Annotated in this window: 10 protein-coding genes and 1 pseudogene; 10 read left to right on the forward strand and 1 reads right to left on the reverse strand. The window is 63.7% G+C overall.

Going from position 1 to position 21168, the window contains the following annotated elements:
- Positions 1-70: 70 nt before the first annotated feature.
- The gene (locus tag ACB032_RS14635; protein ID WP_371138184.1) at positions 71-10747 is read right to left on the reverse strand and encodes a retention module-containing protein; all 10677 of its coding nucleotides are present in this window, start codon (positions 10745-10747) and stop codon (positions 71-73) included.
- A gap of 224 nt (positions 10748-10971) precedes the next feature.
- Here ACB032_RS14635 and ACB032_RS14640 point away from each other — a divergent pair, with 224 nt between their 5' ends.
- From ACB032_RS14640 to pbpG, 10 genes and pseudogenes are all read left to right on the forward strand, one after another.
- On the forward strand, positions 10972-11187 hold the full coding sequence (locus ACB032_RS14640) for a hypothetical protein (protein ID WP_371138185.1): 216 nt from the start codon (positions 10972-10974) through the stop codon (positions 11185-11187).
- 276 nt (positions 11188-11463) lie between these two features.
- Positions 11464-12909, forward strand: a complete 1446-nt coding sequence (gene nrfA / locus ACB032_RS14645; protein ID WP_371138186.1) for an ammonia-forming nitrite reductase cytochrome c552 subunit — start codon at positions 11464-11466, stop codon at positions 12907-12909.
- Positions 12910-12960: 51 nt separating this feature from the next.
- Positions 12961-13575 carry a cytochrome c nitrite reductase pentaheme subunit gene (nrfB, locus tag ACB032_RS14650; RefSeq protein ID WP_045789974.1) on the forward strand — a complete coding sequence of 205 codons (615 nt, stop codon included), beginning with the start codon at positions 12961-12963 and terminating at the stop codon, positions 13573-13575.
- Entirely contained in the window at positions 13572-14264 is a 693-nt protein-coding gene (gene nrfC / locus ACB032_RS14655; RefSeq protein WP_016350544.1) for a cytochrome c nitrite reductase Fe-S protein, read from the forward strand. The genes nrfB and nrfC overlap by 4 nt, the downstream gene beginning before the upstream one ends.
- Positions 14265-14351: 87 nt before the next feature.
- The gene (nrfD, locus tag ACB032_RS14660) at positions 14352-15305 is read left to right on the forward strand and encodes a cytochrome c nitrite reductase subunit NrfD (protein ID WP_268038761.1); all 954 of its coding nucleotides are present in this window, start codon (positions 14352-14354) and stop codon (positions 15303-15305) included.
- Between the two features lie 162 nt (positions 15306-15467).
- Positions 15468-17429, forward strand: coding sequence for a heme lyase NrfEFG subunit NrfE (gene nrfE, locus ACB032_RS14665; RefSeq protein WP_371138187.1), 1962 nt, complete (start codon positions 15468-15470; stop codon positions 17427-17429).
- Positions 17426-18025 (forward strand): DsbE family thiol:disulfide interchange protein, encoded by a 600-nt coding sequence (locus ACB032_RS14670; protein WP_371138188.1) that lies wholly within the window; start codon positions 17426-17428, stop codon positions 18023-18025. Before nrfE ends, ACB032_RS14670 begins: the two co-directional genes overlap by 4 nt.
- Positions 18022-19212 carry a heme lyase NrfEFG subunit NrfF gene (nrfF, locus tag ACB032_RS14675; RefSeq protein ID WP_371138189.1) on the forward strand — a complete coding sequence of 397 codons (1191 nt, stop codon included), beginning with the start codon at positions 18022-18024 and terminating at the stop codon, positions 19210-19212. The genes ACB032_RS14670 and nrfF overlap by 4 nt, the downstream gene beginning before the upstream one ends.
- A gap of 137 nt (positions 19213-19349) precedes the next feature.
- Positions 19350-19803: pseudogene (locus ACB032_RS14680) on the forward strand (NUDIX pyrophosphatase).
- 402 nt (positions 19804-20205) lie between these two features.
- Complete coding sequence (gene pbpG / locus ACB032_RS14685) at positions 20206-21126, forward strand: D-alanyl-D-alanine endopeptidase (protein ID WP_139391162.1); 921 nt, start codon at positions 20206-20208, stop codon at positions 21124-21126.
- Positions 21127-21168: the final 42 nt, after the last annotated feature.

The following is a 21168-nucleotide window of genomic DNA, read 5'->3' on the forward strand; positions in this document are numbered from 1 at the left end:
CGCTTGTGAGCAAGCACCAGATAGAAAAAGAGCCGGCAATTGCCGGCTCTTTTTATTCACATCCGCCCCATCAAGGGTGCTGGATGATCAGGCTGTGCTGATCCAGCATGCTCTGCAGGATGTCGTGGGACGAGGTACCGCCAAGCTGCCAGCTGCTCAAGTCCACCCCTTTCAGGGTGATCTGCTGGGTCACCTGGCCATCCCCTGCCGGTGACACCGAGAGGTTCACGTCGCTCAGGCCGTTGCTCACGCTGGTCACCGACGCCTGCAGGTGGCCCAGCAGGCCGTCCACGCTGCTGTCGGTCACCCCCTTGAGCAGGTCCGCCAGATCGATCCTGTCCCCCTCTTCCGGATGGAAGTCGGTGATGGTGTCGATGGCGGGCTGGCCCGCGCTCCCCGCATCCCCCTGCTGCCAGACGAAGAGATCGCTGCCGGCGCCGCCGGTGAGGATGTCGTCACCCTTGCCACCCAGCAGACGATCATCCCCCGCGCTGCCAAACAACCAATCTCCCTGATCCGACCCCAGCAACGTATGACCGGCCTGGGTATGGATGGTCACGGTATCGAGAGGAGAGCTGATGGTGGCCCCCCCTGTACTCGACTCGGCGCTCAGCCCCAGCACATGGTCTCCCGCCGTCAGACCGTCCAGGTAGAGCGGCAGCGAGTGACCACCCGGAATGAGCCAGTCACCGTTGCCGTCGGCATGGCCGACCGGCTGCCCCTGCTCATCCAGCACCTGGGCCCCCGCCAGGCCGCTGATGCGCAGCGACAGCTCGCCCGGTGCCGGGTTCACCACGCTGGCGGTCAGATTGAGGGGCACCATGGCGCCCTGCAGGGCATGGATCTCGTGCATCCCCACCGTCAGGCTCGGCAGATCCGGTTCGGCCGTCACCGTGATGGTCACCTGGTCGGTGTCGCTCAAGGGCCCGCCTGCACCGCTGTTGCCCTGATCCGAGGTGGTGATGGTGAGGTTGTCCTCGCCCCAGAAATCCCTGGCCGGTTCATAGTGCAGGTTGCCGGCCAGCAGCTGGTTGAGGTCGGCCAGCGATCCCACCAGGGTCATCTCGTTGCTGCCCGCCCCCTGTACCGAGACCGCGCCCGCCGCCCCCAGCAGGGTCAGCACCCCGTGCTCGACCCGCAGCACCATGGCCATGGGCGCACTGCCGGCATCCACATCCTTCACGCTGATGCCGGATAGCGACAGAGAGCCATCCTCTTTCACCGCCATGCTGCCGGGCAGCTGATTGACCGGCGCATCGTTGACCGGCAACACCTCGATGGGCACCACGTCAGTGTCGCTCAAGGGGCCGCCGCTGCCGGAGTTGCCGCGATCATTGGTCACCATGGTGAGCTGATCCTGGCCGTTGAAGTCCTGCTCACCCAGATAGGTCACGCCGCCCGCCAGCAATGCATTGATGGCATCGAGCGAGCCGCTCAGTACCAGCGAGCCCGTACCGTTGCCGGTCAGGGTCACCCCGCTGCCATCCGCCAGAGTGAGGGTGCCGTGCGCTACCGAGAGGCGCACTTCGATGGTGCTGTTGCCCGCATCCACATCCTTGACCTGCAGACCATCAATGCGGTAAGGCACATCCTCTTCGGCCACCAGCGGCACTGTGGGTAGAATGTTCTCGGGCGCGTCGTTGACCGCCGCTATGGTGACATCGATGCTGCCCTTCACCTCGGGCCCCAGCGCGCCGTTGTCCAGGCTCTGGGCGATCACCTCGAGTGTGAGGGTGCCATTGACGTCGTTTGTCACCAGCACCAGATTTGCCAGGTTGCCGTCCACCGTGGTCACCTGCCAGTCGCCGTTCGGCAATCTGATGGCCTCACCGGCCACTCCGTCAGGCAGCGCGATGGAGGCCCCTTCCGGCACGTTGCGGATGGTCACCCGCACCTGCTCGGCGCCATTTTCATGCACATTGCTCGCGCTTCCGCCGGTGGCGTGGGTATCGCGGGTCTCCAGCCCCAGATTGAGCAGGATCCTGTCGCCCTCCACCCCGCTGGCGGTGGGCAGCAGATCGCTGATGAGCGCATCCCCCACCGGATTGACGGTCACGGTGAAGCTGCCGCTGGTTTCAAGCGGCAGCACCAGCCCCTGATCGAGGGTAAAGGCGCTGAGTGACAGATCCACGCTGCCGCTGAAATCGGCCGGCGGGATCAGGGTCAGCTTGGCAAAATCGGTGCCCACGGGGACCTGCCAGACACCACCGCCATTGTTGACCGCCGGAGCCGAGAGGGTGAAACCATCCGGCACCCCCTTGATCTGCAGCGCCACTATCTGCTCGGAGCCATCGTTGTCGATGAGGGCGGCACCAAAGCCAGCCAGGCTGATGGCACCATCCTCGTCGCCCGCCACGTCGTGCAGCGTGAACACAGCCGGATCGTTGACCGGTCTCACCTCAAAGCCGACCTGCCCGCTCCAGCTGCCGCTGTCGGTCACCAGCTGGCCACCGACCAGCGCGGTATCGACGATATCGACTTTGATGCCGAGCGGCACCTGACCGCTGAAGTGCGCCTTGGGCACAAACACCAGATCTTTAAGTGCCGCCATGTCGTTCACGATCAGGGTATTGACCGGCTGGCCGTTGCCATCGAGGAAAGAGCCATATTTGGCATCCACCGTGATGGTGACCCGCTCCACGGTTTCCAGGCCACCGCCCGCGATGGAGGGGCTGATATCGGCCAGTTTCACCGAGAGATCGAGGTGGATCTCGCTGTCTTCCAGATTGTCCGGCTGTCCGTCATGGTTGGTGTCCTGCACGGTCAGCGTCAGTTCCGGGTGGCCGTCAGCACCACCATTCACATCGACCACGGGGGCCACATCGACCCGTACCGTGCTGCTGTCGACCTTGATGTCGCCACTGGCGGTATCCGTGTTGACCACCTTCACCTCGATATCGAGCGAACCGGCAAAGTCCTGCGGCAAACCGAGGGTCAGCCCCTCCAGGCCCGCCAGTGACGGCGGCACCTTGATGACGTACTCACCGGTCGAGATGTTGTACTCGGCCCCGCTGATGGTGACGCCCGCCGGCAACCCCTTGAGGACGATGGTCACCTCGTCGCTGGCCTGATCGGCGGCGCCTATGTGGATCACCCCCTTGAGTTGGGCGCCGAAATCGACCCGGATATCCTCCTTGCCCACCAGCACGGCGTGGTCGTCGATATCGACAGTCGCCGCCGGCTCCTTGTTGGTCGTCGGCGTCGCCTCGAAGGTCGCCTCCGTGGTGAGGCTCACCTTGACATGGGCACTGGCATCGCCATCGTCGCCCCGGTCGATCACCATGGCATCGATGCGGATCGGTTCGACCTTGCCGACAAACCCGTCCGGCGCATGCAGCTGGAAGCTGCCGAGATTGCCGGCCGGTACGATCCAGCTGCCATCACCGTTGTTGATGCCGCCAATCACCACGAACTGATCCCCTGCGCCGCCGTTCAGCACCGGCAGATTGATCACCAGATAGTCGATCTCCTCCACACTGGAGGGGTCGAGATCGGTAAAGAGGAAACGCCCTGCCAGATCGATATCGGCCCCCCCCAACCCCACGAGTGCCCCGCCGGTCTGGGTCAGCACGCCATCGGGCTCCACCACCGCCTGGATATCGACGTGCAGATTGCCGTCGATCACCTTCTCGGCCACCGCCCCCGAATCCACATCATGCTGGGTCACGGTGACGTGGCTCTGGAGAGTGGTATCCCGATCGCTGTCCTCCAGCGCCTTCACCAGCAATTGGCCCCCGTTGAGCAGGCTGTCGAGCTGGGCGGCGGTCAGGCTGAGCTTGCCATCCAGCACGGTCAGCTGGCTCTCCACGCCGCCAGCGCGCAGCCAGATCTGGTAACCATCTTCCACCCCGGAGAGGCTCAGCGCCGTGACCTTTTCGGCGCCATCGGTGAGGGTTGGCTGCCAGTCCAGCACGGTAAACGCATCTTCCAGACCCTGGCTGGTCTTGGCGTAGTCGGTGGCATCGATGGCCGGCTCCACCTTGATGGTAAGCGGCACGTCGAAGCGCTTGCTGTCGCCGTCGTTTTCGGTCACCACCACGTGGCCGATGAGGTGAATATCGGCGGTGCTGTTGGCCGGCGGCTGGATCTGCAGGTTGCCAAGGCTGGAGACATCCACCTGATAGAGGGGGTTGCCCTTGCCGTCGAGCCCGGCATAAGTGAGGGTCAACGCCTTGCCGCTGGCATCAAATACCCGGGCCCCTTCCGGTAGCCCTTCCAGCACCAGGTTCAAGGTTTCCGAATGATCCAGCGGTGTGTCGGTCCACTCCCCGGAAGTCAGCTTGAAGTCCAGCGGGGCCCGGCCATCCTCCTGAACCGTGGTGGTGTAGCCATTGCCATCGGCGGTCCAGCCGGAGGTATTGAGGTCGAAATGGGGCTGGTCCACCACCCCCACCAGATCCACATGCAGGGTCTGGGAGCCGGTCTCCTTCTCGTTTACCACGACATGGGGCTGGCCATTGGCATCGGTCAGGGTGGCGCTATCCTTCACCACACCCTTGATGGTCAGGTCGAAATCGACGTTGCTGTTTTTGGGCGGCTGCAGCTTGAGTTCGTTGATGCGCTCAAAGGGCACCTCGTAATAGCCGGCAGCGTGCTGGCTGACGGCAACGCCGCCCAACAGCAGCGTTGCCCCGGCGGGCAGGCCGCTGATGCGCACAAAGAGCTGCTCGGAGCCATCGGTGGTGTCACCCAGGTGGGCCAGACCAATCTTGCTGCCCAGATCCAGCAGGGTATCCTCTTTGCCCTGAATGTCGCGCACGGTGAGTTTGGCGTCATCCGCCTGCGGATTGACGTTGATCACCAGCTCAATCTTCTCTCCCTGCGCCGTTCCCTGCCCCGGTGCTACCGGGGTCTTCTCCGTGCTGATCGGGGTCACCGACAGCTTGATGTCGCCGCTGAAGTCCTTGGCCGGGACCACGCTCACCTTGTTGATGTTGGCGGCCGAGACACTGTAGAGCCCGCTGGCGTTTGGCTTGAGTTCAGTTCCGTTGAGCATGAGCGTACCCTTGCCCGCCTCCCACTTGATCTGGTAGGTCAGGGTCTCGGAGCCATCCGTATCGGTGAGGCCCGCCTTCACATTGAGGGCAATGCCACTGCTGTCCTCGCTGGTGTCGTAGTGCTTGCTGGTGTGACCTGCGTCCCACACCGGCTTGTCGGCCACGCCGCGTACCGTGATGGCAAGATCGCCGGTGACCGCCGCAGGGGCATCCCCCTCGGTCACCCCCACCTGCAACTGCACCTGGAAGTGCAGCGGCTGGCCCTGGTTGCTCCAGCTAGACCAGTTGGCATCCGGTACAAAGGTCACCCCCTGGGTGCGGTAATGCACGTTATCGCTGGTCACCATGGCCGCAGGCGGGACGATAAACCAGTTGCCATCCGCGGTGGTGGCAAGGGCAACCCCGTTGTAATAGAAGGTGCCATGGGCATTGGCCGGCGCCTGAACAAGGAGCTGCTCCACATGCTCGCCCCGGTCGAAATCGCCGATATCGAGCTGCATGTTGATGGGGATGCCGGCGGCCGGATCTTGCGCCCCCTGATCTTCATTGCCGGTAGCCACAGTGACGGTGAAGCTCACCGGCTCGTCCCGCAGATGAAGGGTCAGGGTGCTGTCGGCGCGATCACCGTCGCCATCCACCAGATGGGCGGTGATGATCTGACTCAGCTCGGCATTGTCGTGATCAAAGCCGGGTGCCGGGGTGAAACGGTAGCTGCCATCGGCCGAGATGGTGAGAGAGCCCATCACCTGCTTGCCATCCGGACTCATCACATCCCGGGTGAGGGAGCCATTGACGGCATGGGTCTGGCCATTGATGGTGATCGACTCAACCCGGGCGCCATCAGCCCCTTCATTGGCGGCCGGCAACAGATCGCCACTGACGGTGGCGCTCCCCTCGTTCAGGGTATGCGCCAGCACGGTGCCAATGGGCATGTCATCTTGCACCGTCACGGTCACGCTGACATTGGGGCTGCGATCGCCATCGTGATCGGTGACAAAGAGCGGCACCTCGATGGCAAGATCATCTCTACCCTGCGCGCCGTGATCGAGCTGCCCCACCAGATAGACGCTATAGCTGCCGCTGACGTCGAGGTGGATCCAGAACACTGCCTTGCCACCCTCTGCCGTGGCCAGATACCAGTCCGGGCTGTGGGCGGCCAGCGTCACTGCCTGACCGTTGGAAGTCAGCTGATTGGCCTGATTGAAGGCGGCCACGTCGAGCTCAAGGGAGGCAACCCGATCCGAACCGGCGCTGATGGTCACCTTGCCGCTGGCGGTTTCACCCCGATCGGAGGGCATGGTGCCCGGATGCTGGTCGGCAGCGCCATCGAGGGCAGACTCTTTCACTGCAACCGCGTCGATGGCCGAGATGACGGGATCCACGCCATCCGTCACCCTGATGGTGGTGGCGCCCTGGCTCTGGCTGCCGTCGCTGTCGGTGACCTGCACCGGCAGTGTCAGCTCAAGCTGGTCATCGGCGCCGTGATCCAGGTTGGTATGCACCGTCACCTGATAGTCGATGGTCGCGCTGGCATGAGCGCCTATGGTCGCCGGCACCAGCCCCAGAGTCACCGTCATCACCACCAGGCCGCCGGCCGTGACCGCCTGGAAACTGTGGCCATCGCTGCCCACCGCCTGCCAGGTCAAGGCCTCGCCATTGTGGGTGATGGGGTTGCCGTTGGCATCCACTACCTGGCCCGCAAAGGCCAGACGCACATCGACCACGGGGTCGGAATCGGCGGTGATGGTGATCGTGCCGGTATCACCACTGCTGCCGACGCCATCGAAGCGCCCTTCACCGAGGGTCACGCCGGTCAGCGTCAGCATCGGTTTCTCCCCCTCGCCAATCTGGATAGCGAGGGTGCCGCTGGTGCTGTCGTTGTTGCCGCCCGCCTTGTCGTAGTCGTTGACGATCACCTTGATGGGCAGCTCGGTCACCGCGCTGGCGCCCTGATGGATCCCCTGATAGAGGGTCACCTGATAGTCAAAACCGTTCTTGCTCGCCTGATCCAGCGTGCCGACCAGCCGTACCTCAAACACCTCGACCCGCTCGCCATCCACCATCACAAAGCCCTTGAGCAGCTGGCTGCCGGGAATGGCGCTGTTGCCATCAACCAGCTCGTATTGCACGGGTTTACCCAATGCGGTCAGCGCAGGTTGTTCGTTAGCATCCGCAAAGGCCACATCGATGACCCGATCCGACCCGGCTTGCACGTCAAAGTGACCGGTTTGGCTCAGGCTGTTGCTGCCGGTGAGCCCCCCTTCATCGAGGGTCACGCCAGTGCCCGGGATAAAGCTCGGTGCCTTGCCATCCGCGATGGTGAGCGGCAGCGTGGTACCGATGCGATCGCCATCCATGTCGGCCAGGGTGATGGCCAGCGGCAGGTTGAGGGACTCGCTCCCTTGATGATCCAGCTCACCCGTCAGGGTCACCCTGGCGCTCACGCTCCAGTTGCCGCTTTGCTCGACCAGGCTCAGCTCGGCGCGCAGGATCTCGCGACCATCTGCCGTGGTGCCGACCAGCTGGCCGTTGCCATCGAGAGAGAAACTGATCGGGCTGCCATGGCTGGCGAATCCGGTCAGGGTGCTCTGGATGAAGGCGATATCAAAACCGAGGGAGGCAGGGTCGAGGGCGTCGCTGCCGTGGGTCACCACGAAGCTCATGGTACTGACCGCAGCGGCCTCCCCTTGCGCCATCTCGGTGATCGCGGTGCCGGTCACGGCGGAGATGGTCGGGTTGGCGCCATCCCCTACCGCCACCGTGATGGTCGTGGCCACCTTGTCACCGTCGCTGTCGGTCAGGGTCAGCCCCGCCGTCAGCAGCGCATCTGCACTGCCCTGATCCAGCGGTTGATGCAGGGCAAAGCTGTACTTGCCATCGTTGCCGAGGGTCAGCTCAAACACCAGCTTGCCATCGGGGGTACGCCCCTCGATGAGGTGATCGGCCACCGTGATCGTCACGCTCTGCTGGCCCGAACTGAGCCCCTGCAGGCCCGGCTGGCTGGCATCAAACGCGATGCTCACCAGCGGGTCGCTGCCCGCGGTGATGGCGAGCTCGCCGCCAAGGGTCTGGCCCAGCTGCCAGTCGCTGTCTTCGGTGAGGGTCAGGGAAACAGGGTCAACTTGCGGCAAGACACCGTCGATGATGGTGATGTTGAGGGTGCCGAGGTTGCTCTGGTCCCCGTCAAAATCGCGGCCCACTACCTGCAGGCCCAGCTTGATGCTGTCGGTGGCCACCGGCTGATCCAGCACGCCTTTGAGCTCAAGATGGTACTTGCCATCGAGATCCAGGGTGACGGTCAGGATGCCCTTGCCCTCTGCGTCCAGCAGGGTGAGGAGATTGCCGTTCACCTGATAGCTGGTCGGCTTGCCGCCGCTGGTGAGCCCTGCCAGCGCTGGCTGGCTCGCCTCACAAGTGAGAGAGACCAGGCGATCGCTGCCCACCGTGACCGGCAGCTGACCATCGATGCGCTGGTTGCCCCCCTCTTGCAGCGAGACTCCCTTGTCGAGACCGAGCGAAGGATCCCTGCCGTCGTCGATGGTCAGAGTCAGGTTGGCACTGGTGGTGTCGCCATCAATCTCGTTGGCGCTTACCTGCAACCCCAGCGAGAGGCTGTCGCTGCCCTGATGATCGAGCGAGCCGGTGAGGGTAATAACCACCCGGCCGCCCACATCGCTGCCCTGCTGTTCGGCCAGCAGCTGGGCGCGCAACACCTCAACCCGCTGACCATTGTTGTCGAAGTAGTAGCCCAGCAGGGTGCGATCATCGGCAAATTCGAAGACAAGCGAATGACCATCGCTGGCCAGGCCCAAGCCATTGAGGGTCGCCAGGGTGTCGCTCTGATTGCTGAACACCAGCGAATCGGCCAGCAAGGGATCGGCGGTGTGGCCAACCACGAAGCGGCTCTCCCCTACCACGGCGGCGCCGTTGGTAAAGGCATCCTCGATGAGGGTAATGGCCGGGATCTCGAAGCTCGGCGGATTGCTGTCCAGCAGATTGATCACCAGCGGCGCTGTCACCAGATCACCGTCGCTGTCGCGGTATTCGAGGTTGAACGGCAGACGCAGGGTATCCTGGCCGTGATCCAGGCTCTGACTCCAGACGATGCGATAGCTGCCGTCATTGCCAAGGGTCAGGGTGAAGACAGTCGCCCCACCGGCAGTGGCGGTCAGGGTCTGGCCATTCATGGAGTAGCCAAGCGGCGCGCCCTGGCTGGCAAGCCCCAGCCCTGCCAATGCACTCTGGTCAGCGGCGAAGGTGACCTGCAGATTGCCATCGATGCCGGCACCGGTATTGAGGCTGCCGGTCGCCGTGACCGGGCCATCGGCCAGCCCGGCTTCGGACAGCGTGAGCGTCTCGCTCTGGCCGATCAGCGGCGCCCCGTCCAAGGCCGAGTTACCCGCCAGATCGGTGACGCTGGCGCGCACCTCAAAAGATTGCGTGATGCCAGAGAGATCAAGACCTGATACCTGCCAGCGGCCATCGGCCCCCACCAGGGCGGAGGTAGTGAGCAGCGCCTGCCCGTTGCTGCCAACCAGGGTGATGGTCACGCTCTGACCCGCTTCCACATTGGCGGTGGTGCCGCTCAGGGTGGCATTGCCGTTGCCAAAAAGAGCTGCCGCGTCGAGATCATCGATGTCGATGGCGGCCTGGGTATCGACCTCAATGGTGAGGATGTCGCTGGCCCGGTTGCCGGCGATATCCACCGAATCAACCCGAAAATCATGCGCCCCGTCAGCCAGCGTATCGGGCAGCTGATATTGCCAGTTGCCGTTGCCATCGACGGTGAGAGTGGCGAGCACGCTGCCGCCAAGGGACAGGGTAACGGTGGCGCCGGGCTCCCCCTTACCCTGCAGCAGCGGGGTATTGTCGCGGGTCAGATCATCGCTCTGGCTGGCGCCGGTGTCGCTCTCATCGGCCAGATCGAGGGTGATGGTGGTGATGGTATCGAGCAGGGTCTGGCCCAGATCGCTGGCCCGGTTGCCGGCGGCATCCTGGGTATCGGCCTGAATGATGAGAGGGCCGTCCACCAGCTTGCCGGTGAGGTCGCCAAAGCTGGCCTCCCAGACCAGACCGGGCAGCACCACAGTAGTGACGGTGAGCCGGTTGCCATCCTGATCCAGCAGGGTGACGGTCACCGGCTGGCCGACTTCCACATCCTCCACGGTGCCGCGGATGATGACGCCGGTCGCCTCGTCGGCGTTGATGATATTGTCGCTGGTCTGTGGCTCGGTGATGGTGATGGCGGCAAACAGATCCCGCTCCCCTTCCAGCAGCGGCTCATCGCCCCGGGGCATGTCGGCGTGATCCGTGTCGAAGCCAGCCTCGGCCAGGGTGGCGTCATTGGTGCGATCGACCACCACGAAGCCCCCGGAACTGGAACCGGCCACGCCGCCGATCGTGCCGCCTGCCGCCGGGTTGCCGGCGGCGCTCGCCTCGAACTGGGCGGTGGGATCGGTGCCTGCGCGGATCGCCGCCTGCAGGGCGGCCAGCTCGCTGTCGCCACCGTTTGTCGGCTCGACTGGCTGTGCGGTGGACGACGCGACTCCAGCCGCAGCCTCCTCCTGATGAGCGAGCTCGACGGTGTCGGCCAGCTGGTAGCTGCCTTCCTCGCCACTCAGGATCCGGTCGCCCGGTTGCAACAAGACGCCGGCCCTGGCGCGCACTACGGTGCCATCGTCATGAATGACGAAGACGGTTCCCTCCAGTTGAGTCATGACGGTGGGTTTTTCGATACGCAGCTCGGCCATACAACCTCCAGCAAATATTGAGCGGGCCCGGTGCCAAGTCGGGTCATTTTGTGAGCGCTTATTTTATCGACATATCACTGGTGGATCCCCCCATAATTTCGACAGAAAATGTGCCATCCAGACCATTCCATACGCTTTTTTGCACGTAAAACGTTTCCCTTGCGAGACAAGATTCCATATGAAGATGATCTGGCAGGATCCCTTCCTGCGCGGACGGATCCAGTATGGCAAAACGTGACGCAGCCGCCGCAATCCCCCTGATTGAATCCGGCAATCAGGGGATAATCATGGCTCCCTTCCCTGAATTCAATAATGCATATCTATTCACAAAAAATTTTCTATCCCTAAATGAATACAGCTCGCGCCATTTGACGCACATTCCCTTGCGGGACGCGGGTTGGCGGGCCATGGCCGCCAGGGTACGTGGTGCACCGTATTAACAATGATGCAATAAGTTGAGTTTCCTCATAATTTAACCGGGATCTCATTTCCGCTTGTTGCCTGCTCCGACAATTGATCTAGCGCAATCCCGCTCCCGATAAATCATCATTCGTTTTACCCATTTGGTAATATCCAGCTCGAGCAATCGCATAAATACATGGGTTTTATTCACTAATAACAATTAATCGGCCTGCCTGCTCCTGCCTAGTGCGGGGGCTGATGCCCACATCCAGGATGGAACGGTCAGGCTTGGCAATGAGATCGATTTGGGAGTGATGATCGTGAGTTCACACAACAGACAGACCAGGCTGGGCCTCGCCGCCCTGCTGCTTACCACCTGCCTTGGCACCAGCGACTGGGCACAGGCGGCCGACGAGGCACAACCCAAGGGCAAGATTGAGGCGCGCAGCGAGCTGTTCGCCAAGGATCACGCCGATCAGTTCACCAGCTGGAAAGGCACCAGCGAGAGCAAGGAACGCACCGACGCCCTGGCGGAAGATCCGCAGATGGTGGTGCTCTGGGCCGGCTACCCCTTCTCCAAGGATTACAACAAGCCGCGTGGCCACTTCTATGCACTGACCGACGTGCGGGAAACCCTGCGTACCGGCGCCCCCAAGACCGCCGAAGACGGTCCGCTGCCCATGGCCTGCTGGAGCTGCAAAGGCCCGGACGTGGCCCGCGTCATCGACGAGAAGGGTGAGGATGGCTACTTCAAGGGGATGTGGGCAAAAGGCGGACCCGAGATAGTCAACACCATCGGCTGCGCCGACTGCCACGACACCGCCTCGAAAGAGTTCAAGGAGGGCAAACCCGCCCTGCACCTCTCCCGTCCCTATGCCGATCGGGCCATGACCGCCATCGGCAAGCCGTTCAAGGAGCAGGGGCGCTTTGATCAGCAGTCCCAAGTGTGCGGCCAGTGCCACGTGGAGTACTACTTCAGCGGCCCCACCAAGGCGGTGAAATTCCCCTGGGACAAGGGCACCACAGTGGAGCAGATGGAGCAGTATTACGATGAAATAGGCTTTGCCGACTGGACCCATGCCCTCTCCAAGACCCCCATGCTCAAAGCCCAGCACCCCGAGTACGAGACCTGGCGCGCCGGCATTCACGGCCAGAACAACGTCGCCTGCGTCGACTGCCACATGCCCAAGGTGCAGAACGAGCAGGGCAAGGTCTACACCGATCACAAGGTAGGCAACCCCTTCGATCGCTTCGACCAGACCTGCCGCAACTGCCACACCCAGAGCAAGGAGATGCTGCAAGGGGTGGTCAAGCAGCGCAAGGATGCCGTCACCGAGATCAAGCTCAAAGTCGAGAAGCAGCTGGTGCACGCCCACTTTGAAGCCAAGGCCGCCTGGGATGCCGGCGCCACCGAGGCCGAGATGAAGGACATTCTGCAGGACATCCGTCACGCCCAATGGCGCTGGGACTTCTCCATCGCCTCCCACGGGGTGCAGATGCACGCCCCGGAAGTGGCGCTGCGCATGCTGGGAACCGCCCTGGACAAGGCCGCCGACGCCCGCACCAAGCTGGCACGCCTGCTGGCCGCCAAGGGGATCAGCCACGAGATCGCCATTCCTGACATCTCCAGCAAGGAGAAGGCCCAGGCCGCTCTTGGCATGGACATGAAGCAGATGAACAGCGACAAGGCCCAGTTCCTCAAGACCACAGTCCCCGCCTGGGATGCCGAGGCCAAAGCGGCCGGACGGCTCGCACAATGACGAGGCATGCGGGCCCGCAGTGTCGGGCCCGCAGCCGGATGGAGGCTTCCTATGGGTGATTTAACAATGGATTTCTTACGACTGATGCTGATGGCAGCCATGCTGCTGACCAGCCTGCAGGGCCAGGCCGCCGATGCGGCCAATGCGCCTGCGGCCCTCCCCGCCACACCTGTCTCTGCCACACACGAGGTGGAGTTTTTGCGCAATCCCGATGCCGCCTGTACCGACTGCCACAAGGAGCAGGCATACGGCATGCACGGCAAGCATGGCCAGGCGACCAACCCCAACAACCTGGCGCCGGTCACCTGCACCAACTGCCATGGTCAGCCCTCCCCCAAACACCGGGAAGGGGTCAAGGATGTGATGCGCTTTAGCGACAGCTTCAATGACAAACAGAGCACCGAGAGCTACCCCATCGCCGAGCAGAACGGGGTCTGCATGAGCTGTCACGAGCCCAAACCGCTGCGCGAGGCGCTCTGGGCCCACGACGTGCACGCCACCAAGCTCACCTGCACCAGCTGCCACCAGCTGCACCCGGCCAAGGAGCCCATGGTGGCTATTCCGGAGAAGTCCCGCATCAAGCTCTGCGTCGACTGCCACAGCAAGCAGCATGAGGCCGTCAAGGCGGCCAAGGCGAACACCACCTCGGGCAAGGAGGCACAATGAGCTGCTCTCGCCGTCACTTCATGGCGGGGATGAGCGCGGGGGCCCTCATCATGATGACGGGGGCTGCTCGTGCCAACACCCGCTCCCTTGCCACCACCCTCGCCCACAGCCAGACCATCGACGGGGTCCGCTACGGCATGATCCACGACGAGACGGCCTGTATCGGCTGTACCGCCTGCATGGATGCCTGCCGGGAGGTAAATCAGGTGCCAGAGGGGGTCTCGCGCCTCGAGATCATCCGCTCCGGTCCCATCGGCACCTTCCCCGATGCCGAGTACCACTTCTTTCGCAAGTCCTGCCAGCACTGCGACAACGCCCCCTGCGTGCACGTCTGCCCGACCGGTGCCTCCCATATCCGCAAGGAGGATGGCATCGTCGACGTCAACCCGGATCTCTGCGTCGGCTGCATGTACTGTCTGGCTGCCTGCCCCTATCAGGTGCGCTTTATCAACCCTGTGACCAAGGTGGCCGACAAGTGCGACTTTTGCCGCAAGACCAACCTGGCGGCGGGCAAGGAGCCGGCCTGCGTGGAATCCTGCCCCACCAAGGCGCTGGTGTTCGGCAATCTGGATGACCCGGACAGCCCCATCGCCAAACGGCTGGTGAAGGAGACCACCTATCGCTACAAGCAGGCACTCGGCACCTCGCCCAAGATGTACCGCGTGCCCAAAGGGGAGATAAAGTCATGACGATGCAAGAGGCGTTTCACTTTCCTTCACTCGTGTGGGGATTTGTCCGATCGCCATCTACCGCAGTAACAGAAGGAGGAATGGATCATGTTGCATGACGCATTTCACTTCTCCTCGCTGGTGTGGGACTGGCCGATCGCCATCTATCTCTTTCTGCTCGGCATCTCTGCCGGGGCCACCACCCTCTCGGTGCTGCTGCGCCGCAAAGGGGCCGGCAGCGAGAGCGGCATCATCAAGGCGACCGCCATCCTGGCGCCGGTGAGCGTGGTGCTGGGGTTACTGATCCTCATCTTCCATCTGGCCCGCCCCTGGACCTTCTGGAAGCTGATGTTCCACTACCAGTTCGACTCCGTGATGTCGATGGGGGTCATGCTGTTTCAGGTCTACATGGCGGTGCTGTTCGCCTGGCTGGCGGTGGTGTTTCGGACCGAGATCGAGACCTTGCGCCGTCACCTGCTGCAAGAGAAGTTCGCCTTTGTGGATGATCTCATCGCCTGGCTTGCCCGCATCGAGCGGCTGCTGGCACCGCTCTTGCTGCTGCTTGCCGTGCTCTTGGGGGCCTACACCGGCTTTCTGCTGTCGGCGCTCAAGACCTATCCGCTGTTGAACAACCCGGTGCTGCCGGTGCTGTTCCTCATCTCCGGCGTCAGCTCCGGCATCGCTTCCACCATCTTGCTGGCGGTCACCCTGTTCAAGGAGAACCATCACAGCCAGGGAGTGAGCTTCGTCCACCGCTTTGAGCGGCCGGTGCTGGCGGTGGAGGTGTTGCTGCTGGTCTGCTTCTTTACCGGCCTCTACTTCGGTGGCGGCCAGAAGGAGGCAGCCATGTGGGCCGCCATCGGCAGCGGCTTCTGGGCTCAGGTATTCTGGCTCGGGGTAGTGGGCATCGGCATGCTGCTGCCCCAGTTGCTGGCCCTGCTGGCCCCCGCGCCGCTGCGGGCCAAAAACGGCTATCTGGTGCTGGTCTGCAGCCTGACTCTGGTGGGGATCCTGCTGCTGCGCTACTTCGTGCTCTACGCCGGCCAGATGACGGTAGTTTAAAGGTATGATCACCAGCGCCAGCCACCCTCGGGTGACTGGCGCTTATTTGTTGCGATGAGTTGTTGCGATTGGTTGTTGCCAGAAATGTGGATGTTATTCCCCAGCGCCGGTACGGTGCAGACGCTGCGGCATAACATAGACAAATGATTGACTGGAGGTTGTGTGCTGGCGGAGCTCGGCTATCTCTCACTGTTGCTGGCGACCGGGCTCGCCCTGCTGCAAGGGCTGCTGCCCTGGCTGGGATTGCGGCTCGCCTCACGTCCGCTGCTGGGCTGCGCAACACCGCTGGCCCTCCTGGTCGCGCTCCTGCTGTTGGCCGCCCTGCTGCTGCTCGCCAGCTGTTTTGGCCAGGATGACTTCACCCTGGTCTATGTGGCCCAGCACGCCAACAGCGCCCTGCCCCTTGGCTTCAAGCTGGCGGCCGTGTGGGGCGGCCACGAGGGTTCCATGCTGTTCTTCGTCTTTGCGCTGGGGCTGTGGGGTGCGCTGGTGGCCCTTTGCTCCAAGCGGGTCGATCCGCTGATCACAACCCGGGTACTGGCCATCATGGGGCTGATCGTCGGGCTGTTCGGCCTCTATACCCTGATCTTCTCCAGCCCGTTTGACCGCCAGTTCCCGGGGCCGCTGGAGGGGCGCGATCTCAACCCCATGCTGCAGGATATCGGCCTCATCATCCACCCGCCCCTGCTCTATCTCGGTTACGTCGGCTTTGCGGTCAACTTCGCCTTCGCCATGGCGGCGCTGCACTCGGGTCGGCTCGATGGCGCCGTGGCCCACTGGAGCCGCCCCTGGGCGCTCGGCTCCTGGGTGTTTCTTACTGCCGGCATCGTGCTGGGCTCCTGGTGGGCTTATTACGAGCTCGGCTGGGGCGGCTGGTGGTTCTGGGATCCGGTGGAAAATGCCTCCCTTCTGCCCTGGCTGCTCGGCACTGCCCTGCTGCACGCTCTGGTGGTGTGCGAGAAGCGTGGCGCTTACGGCCACGCCGTGCTGCTGCTCTCCATCTTTACCTTCTCCTTGAGCCTGCTCGGCACCTTCGTGGTGCGCTCCGGGGTGCTCACCTCGGTGCACGCCTTTGCGGTGGACCCCAGCCGCGGCCTCACCCTGTTGTTGCTGCTCGGCTTGCTATTGACCTGCGCACTCACCCTGTTTGCCCTGCGGGCAGACATTCGCGCCCCCTATGCCCGCTTTGGCCTGCTGTCAAAAGAGGGGCTGCTCGGCGCCGCCATCCTGCTGCTCAGCGTGGCCTGCGCCAGCGTGCTGCTCGGTACCTTCTACCCCATGGTGTTCCAGTCACTCCATCTGGGCTCACTCTCGGTGGGCGCCCCCTATTTCAATACCATCTTCGTGCCGCTGGCCCTCTGCCTGATGGCGCTGATGACCCAGCTGCCGCGCCTGCGCTGGCAGCATCTGGCAGCCCAGCGCCGCATCAAGGTGCTGCTCCCATGCCTGCTCGGCCTGCTGGGGGGCGCCTTGCTGAGCCTCGCCTATCCCGAGCCGCTGCGGGCATGCTGGCTGGGGCTTGCGGCCAACGTGCTGAGCCTCTGGCTGATGGCCAGCCTGCTGCTCCCGCTCTTGCAGCCGACGTCGCTGCGCGAGCTCACCCTCAATCGGTTCGGCAGCCTGCTGGCCCACCTCGGGGTGGCGGTGTGCGCCCTCGGTATTGCGCAGGTGAGTCACCACAGTCAGGAGGGGGGCGCCGTGCTCGCCGCAGGCCAGCCCTATCGGCTCGGCGCCTTCGAGTTTCGCTATGAGGGGAACGAGCCGATCATCGGCCCCAACTACACCGCCGAGCGCATCACTCTCGGCGTGCATAAGGACGGTAAAGAGGTGGCGCGGCTGACGCCGGAACGGCGTCACTACAGCGTGCGCACCATGAACATGAACGAGCCCGGCATCGCGTGGGGAATGCTCGGCGATCTCTACGTGGTGCTTGGCGAAAAGATGGGGCCAGGTGCCTATGCCATGCGACTGCACTACAAGCCGCTGGTGCGCTGGATCTGGCTCGGTGGCCTGTTGATGATGGCGGGCGGCGCCCTGCGCCTGCTCGCCCGCCGGCCGCTGCTGGCTAGCCATCCTGCGTCAGCTACCGCCCCCTGCCCTCGGCTTGAACAGGAGTCATTATGAACGCCCGTCTGCGCCTGTTCGTGCCGCTGGTGCTCACCCTGGGGCTCGGTGCCCTGCTCTGGCTCGGCCTTGGCAACAATCCCTACAGCCAGGATGAGGCCGTCGCCGGGCGCACCCTGCCTGCCTGGCAGAGTGACGATCTGCTTGGCGGCGCTCCCATCCACACCGCGGCGCTCAAGGGGGAACCCTTCGTGCTCAACGTCTGGGCGAGCTGGTGCCCCAACTGCCGCGCCGAGCATCCGCTGCTGGGTGAGCTGGCCAGCGCCGTGCCCCTCTATGGCCTCAACTATCGGGACAAGGGGGATGCCGCTCGCGCCTGGCTTGCCGAGGCGGGCAACCCCTATCGCGCCGTGCTGGCGGACCCCGATGGCCGACTCGCACTGGAGCTCGGCGTCTACGGCACGCCGGAGACCTATCTCTTCGCCGGCGACGGTACCCTGCTGACTCGTCATACCGGCCTGCTCACCCGGGAGATCTGGCAACGCCAGTTTGCCCCCCTGCTTGCAAAGGCCCGCAGCAACACCGTTAGCCAGCCCAAAGTTGAGAGAGAAGTGGAGAGAGAAGTAGAGAGACAAGTGCAGGAGAGCAAGCCATGAGCCGTCTCGGCCACGCCCTGATCGCGCCGCTCTTGCTGGCCTTGAGCCTCGGGGTCCTTGCCAGCGGGGTCGACACCTATGAGTTTCGCCACCCCGAGCGGCAGACTCGCGCTCAGGATCTGGCCCGCGCCCTGCGCTGCCCCCAGTGCCAGAACCAGAACCTGGTGGAGTCCAACTCCCCCATCGCCCGGGATCTGCGGCTCGAGGTCTACCGCTGGGTGGACGAGGGGCAGTCTGATGAGCAGGTGATCGCCCGCATGACGGAGCGCTTCGGCGATTTCGTGCGCTACGATCCCCCCTTCAAGCGCAGCACGGCCCTGCTGTGGGGCGGCCCCGCCCTCTTGCTGTTGCTGGCGCTCAATCGCCTGCGCAGGAGTCTGCATCGCCGGCAACCGGCGCGGGTACCGCTTGTCGGCGACAGAGCCGAAGGGATGCTCGCCCACGACCCCAGGGCCGAGCTGAACCGGCTGATCATGGCCGAGCAGCAGGCGGGGCTTGCCCCCCACAGCCGCCTCTACCGGGAGCTGGAGCTGGCTCGCCTCGCCAACGCCACCCCAACCGCCGAGCAAACTCTGCGCGATCGGCTGGTCAAGGACCGCACCGCCCGTCCGCAGCTTAGGCTGCGCGCCTGGATACTGCTTGGAGCCCTGCTGCTGGCGCTGATGGTCGGTATTTATGCCGGCACCGGCCGCTATCAGGCGTGGCAGGCTTATCAGTCGCGCCCCGATCCGCTGGCGGGATTGAGCCCGCGGGATCTGCAGGACAAGGAGCTGGGCGCCCTGCACCAGCGCCTGCAAGCCAACCCCGCCGATCTCGACGGCTGGGCGGCGCTCGGCCAGCTCTATCTCTATCGGGACGAGTACGACAACGCCTTGCTCGCCTACCAGCGCCTCGCCCTGCAAGAAGGGGGCGCCAGCGCCGCGACCCAGGCCGCCCAAGCCACCGTGCTCTACTACCAGGCGGGCCAGCAACTGACCCCGGAGGCGCAGCGCCTGCTGGGTAGCGCGCTCAAGCAGGACAAGGGCGAGGTGAGCGCCCTGATGCTGCTCGCCTCCGATCACTTCCTGCACGGCCGCTACTCCCAGGCCATCGCCCTCTGGCAGCAGTTGCTGGACGAGGAGCGCCCCCGCATCAACCGGGCCGCGCTGATCGAGGCGATCCAGACCGCCCGCATGATGGGGGGCTGACCGCACGCGTGACTGGGGCTGAATGCCCCTGTCACGTTGGGCCCGCACCGGTGGTGTTGGCAGGGAAATGACTTGCCAAGCTCCCGTCGGCGGCCGAACAATAGGCGTCTATTGAACCTATTTGTGGAGCCGCTCCCATGATCCCCATTCGCTGTCACGCCGTCTCCGGCGTCGCGCTCTCCACCGTCCAGGGCGAGACTAGGTTGCTGATGATGAAACGGGTCAAGGGCGGCTTCTGGTGTCATGTGGCGGGCACGCTCGAGGCGGGGGAAACCGGTTGGCAAACCATAGCGCGAATTTCGCGAGGAGACCGGCATCGTCGTGCACGAACTCTACAACGGCCAGTATCTGGAGCAGTTTTACGAGCACGCCACCAACACCGTCAGTCTGGTGCCGGTGTTCGTGGTCTACTGCCCGCCAAGGCAGGCGGTGACCCTCAACCACGAGCACACCGAGTACCGCTGGTGCACCCTGGCCGAGGCCAAGGCACTGGCGGGCTTCCCCGGCCAGCAGGCACTCTATGATCACCTCTGGCACTACTTTGTCGAAAACAGCCCCTCGGCGCTGATGCGGGTGGCCATGACACCATAGCGGGTGCATGCCAAAAGCCCTACCGTTATCCCCTTGATCCTGTGATGATCCACATCCGGCCATGGCGGCCATCAGCACATGTTGCCGCCCCTGATCAGGCCATTTTCAGCAGAGATGATCACCCAGAATGAGCGAGAGGAAGGAAACAAGCAGCAGAGAGAGGTAAAAGAGTGGCTATCTGGCGGCCAGGGGGCGCCGCCAGCCGCCCACCGCGACCAGGCTCCCCACTCCTGCCCACCCCATCATTACTCGTATGAAGCCACCCATAGCCGCCATTACCGTTATTTCAAGGTGCGCCATCCCATAAAATTGAAATATCGGGCCATTAGACGTTGTGAAGCGTCAATTACCGTCATATAACTTAGCCAAATATCCCTGTCAGCCGTACGGTAGCGTCAAATCATGATTACTCGCCCTTTTCTTACCCTGTTGCTCGGTGCCTTCCTTGTTCCCGTCAGCATGGAGAGCGCCCAGGCCAATCCGTTTTCAGCCCAGTCCCACTCCCCCAACAGCTTTCTGGAGCAGCGCAACGATCTGGCGCTGAGCTCCGCCGCCTTCGTGGTGGCCAACCCGCGCACCGGTGAAGTGCTGTCGGAGCGCAACGCCAACCGGGTGATGCCGATAGCCTCCATCACCAAGCTGATGACGGCGCTGGTGGTGCTCGATGCCAACCAGCGGCTCTCCGAGATGCTGACGGTTACCATGGCCGACGTGGACAGACTCAAGGGCACCGGGTCGCGGCTGGCGGTGGGCTCGCGCCTGAGCCGGGCCGACATGCTGCACATCGCCCTGATGTCGTCGGAAAACCGCGCCGCCTCGGCGCTGGCCAGAAACTACCCGGGTGGCCAGCGCGCCTTCATCGAGGCGATGAACGCCAAGGCCCGCATGCTCGGCATGTGGAGCACCCAGTTCTCCGACAGTACCGGCCTCACCCCCCGCAACGTCTCCAGCGCCCACGATCTCGCCAAGCTGGTGGCGGCGGCATCCACCTATCCGCTTATTCGCCAGTACTCCTCCACCGAGGAGCGCATGGTGCGCAACGGCAAGCGTCAGCTGCACTACCTCAACTCCAACCGGCTGGTGCGCGAAGGGAGCTGGCCCATCTCCCTCTCCAAGACCGGCTACATTCGCGAGGCGGGTCGCTGCCTGGTGATGGCCACCCAGATCAACCGCGAGCCGGTGATCATGGTGCTGCTCAATGCCGATACCCCCAACGCCCGGGTGGCCGATGCCAAGCGGATCAAATCCTGGCTGGAGAGCTCCGGTCGCATGAGCCTGACCGCCCAGTCCACTCCCCAGACCAAGCTGTTCAGCAGCCAGTAACGCGCCCGGCTATCATCGTCAAAAAAGCCCCCGCACCTAGGT

Origin of the sequence: Aeromonas sp. S5(2024) (assembly GCF_041403025.1) — a bacterium.
Classification (GTDB): domain Bacteria; phylum Pseudomonadota; class Gammaproteobacteria; order Enterobacterales; family Aeromonadaceae; genus Aeromonas; species Aeromonas hydrophila.

Bases quoted from the DNA above. Each gene is read 5' to 3' on its own strand.
- ACB032_RS14635 (WP_371138184.1), bottom strand. From the start codon at position 10,747: ATGGCCGAGCTGCGTATCGAAAAACCCACCGTCATGACTCAACTGGAG.
- nrfA (WP_371138186.1), top strand. From the start codon at position 11,464: ATGATCGTGAGTTCACACAACAGACAGACCAGGCTGGGCCTCGCCGCC.
- pbpG (WP_139391162.1), top strand. From the start codon at position 20,206: ATGATTACTCGCCCTTTTCTTACCCTGTTGCTCGGTGCCTTCCTTGTT.
- nrfB (WP_045789974.1), top strand. From the start codon at position 12,961: ATGGGTGATTTAACAATGGATTTCTTACGACTGATGCTGATGGCAGCC.
- nrfC (WP_016350544.1), top strand. From the start codon at position 13,572: ATGAGCTGCTCTCGCCGTCACTTCATGGCGGGGATGAGCGCGGGGGCC.
- ACB032_RS14670 (WP_371138188.1), top strand. From the start codon at position 17,426: ATGAACGCCCGTCTGCGCCTGTTCGTGCCGCTGGTGCTCACCCTGGGG.
- nrfD (WP_268038761.1), top strand. From the start codon at position 14,352: ATGTTGCATGACGCATTTCACTTCTCCTCGCTGGTGTGGGACTGGCCG.
- ACB032_RS14640 (WP_371138185.1), top strand. From the start codon at position 10,972: ATGGCAAAACGTGACGCAGCCGCCGCAATCCCCCTGATTGAATCCGGC.
- nrfF (WP_371138189.1), top strand. From the start codon at position 18,022: ATGAGCCGTCTCGGCCACGCCCTGATCGCGCCGCTCTTGCTGGCCTTG.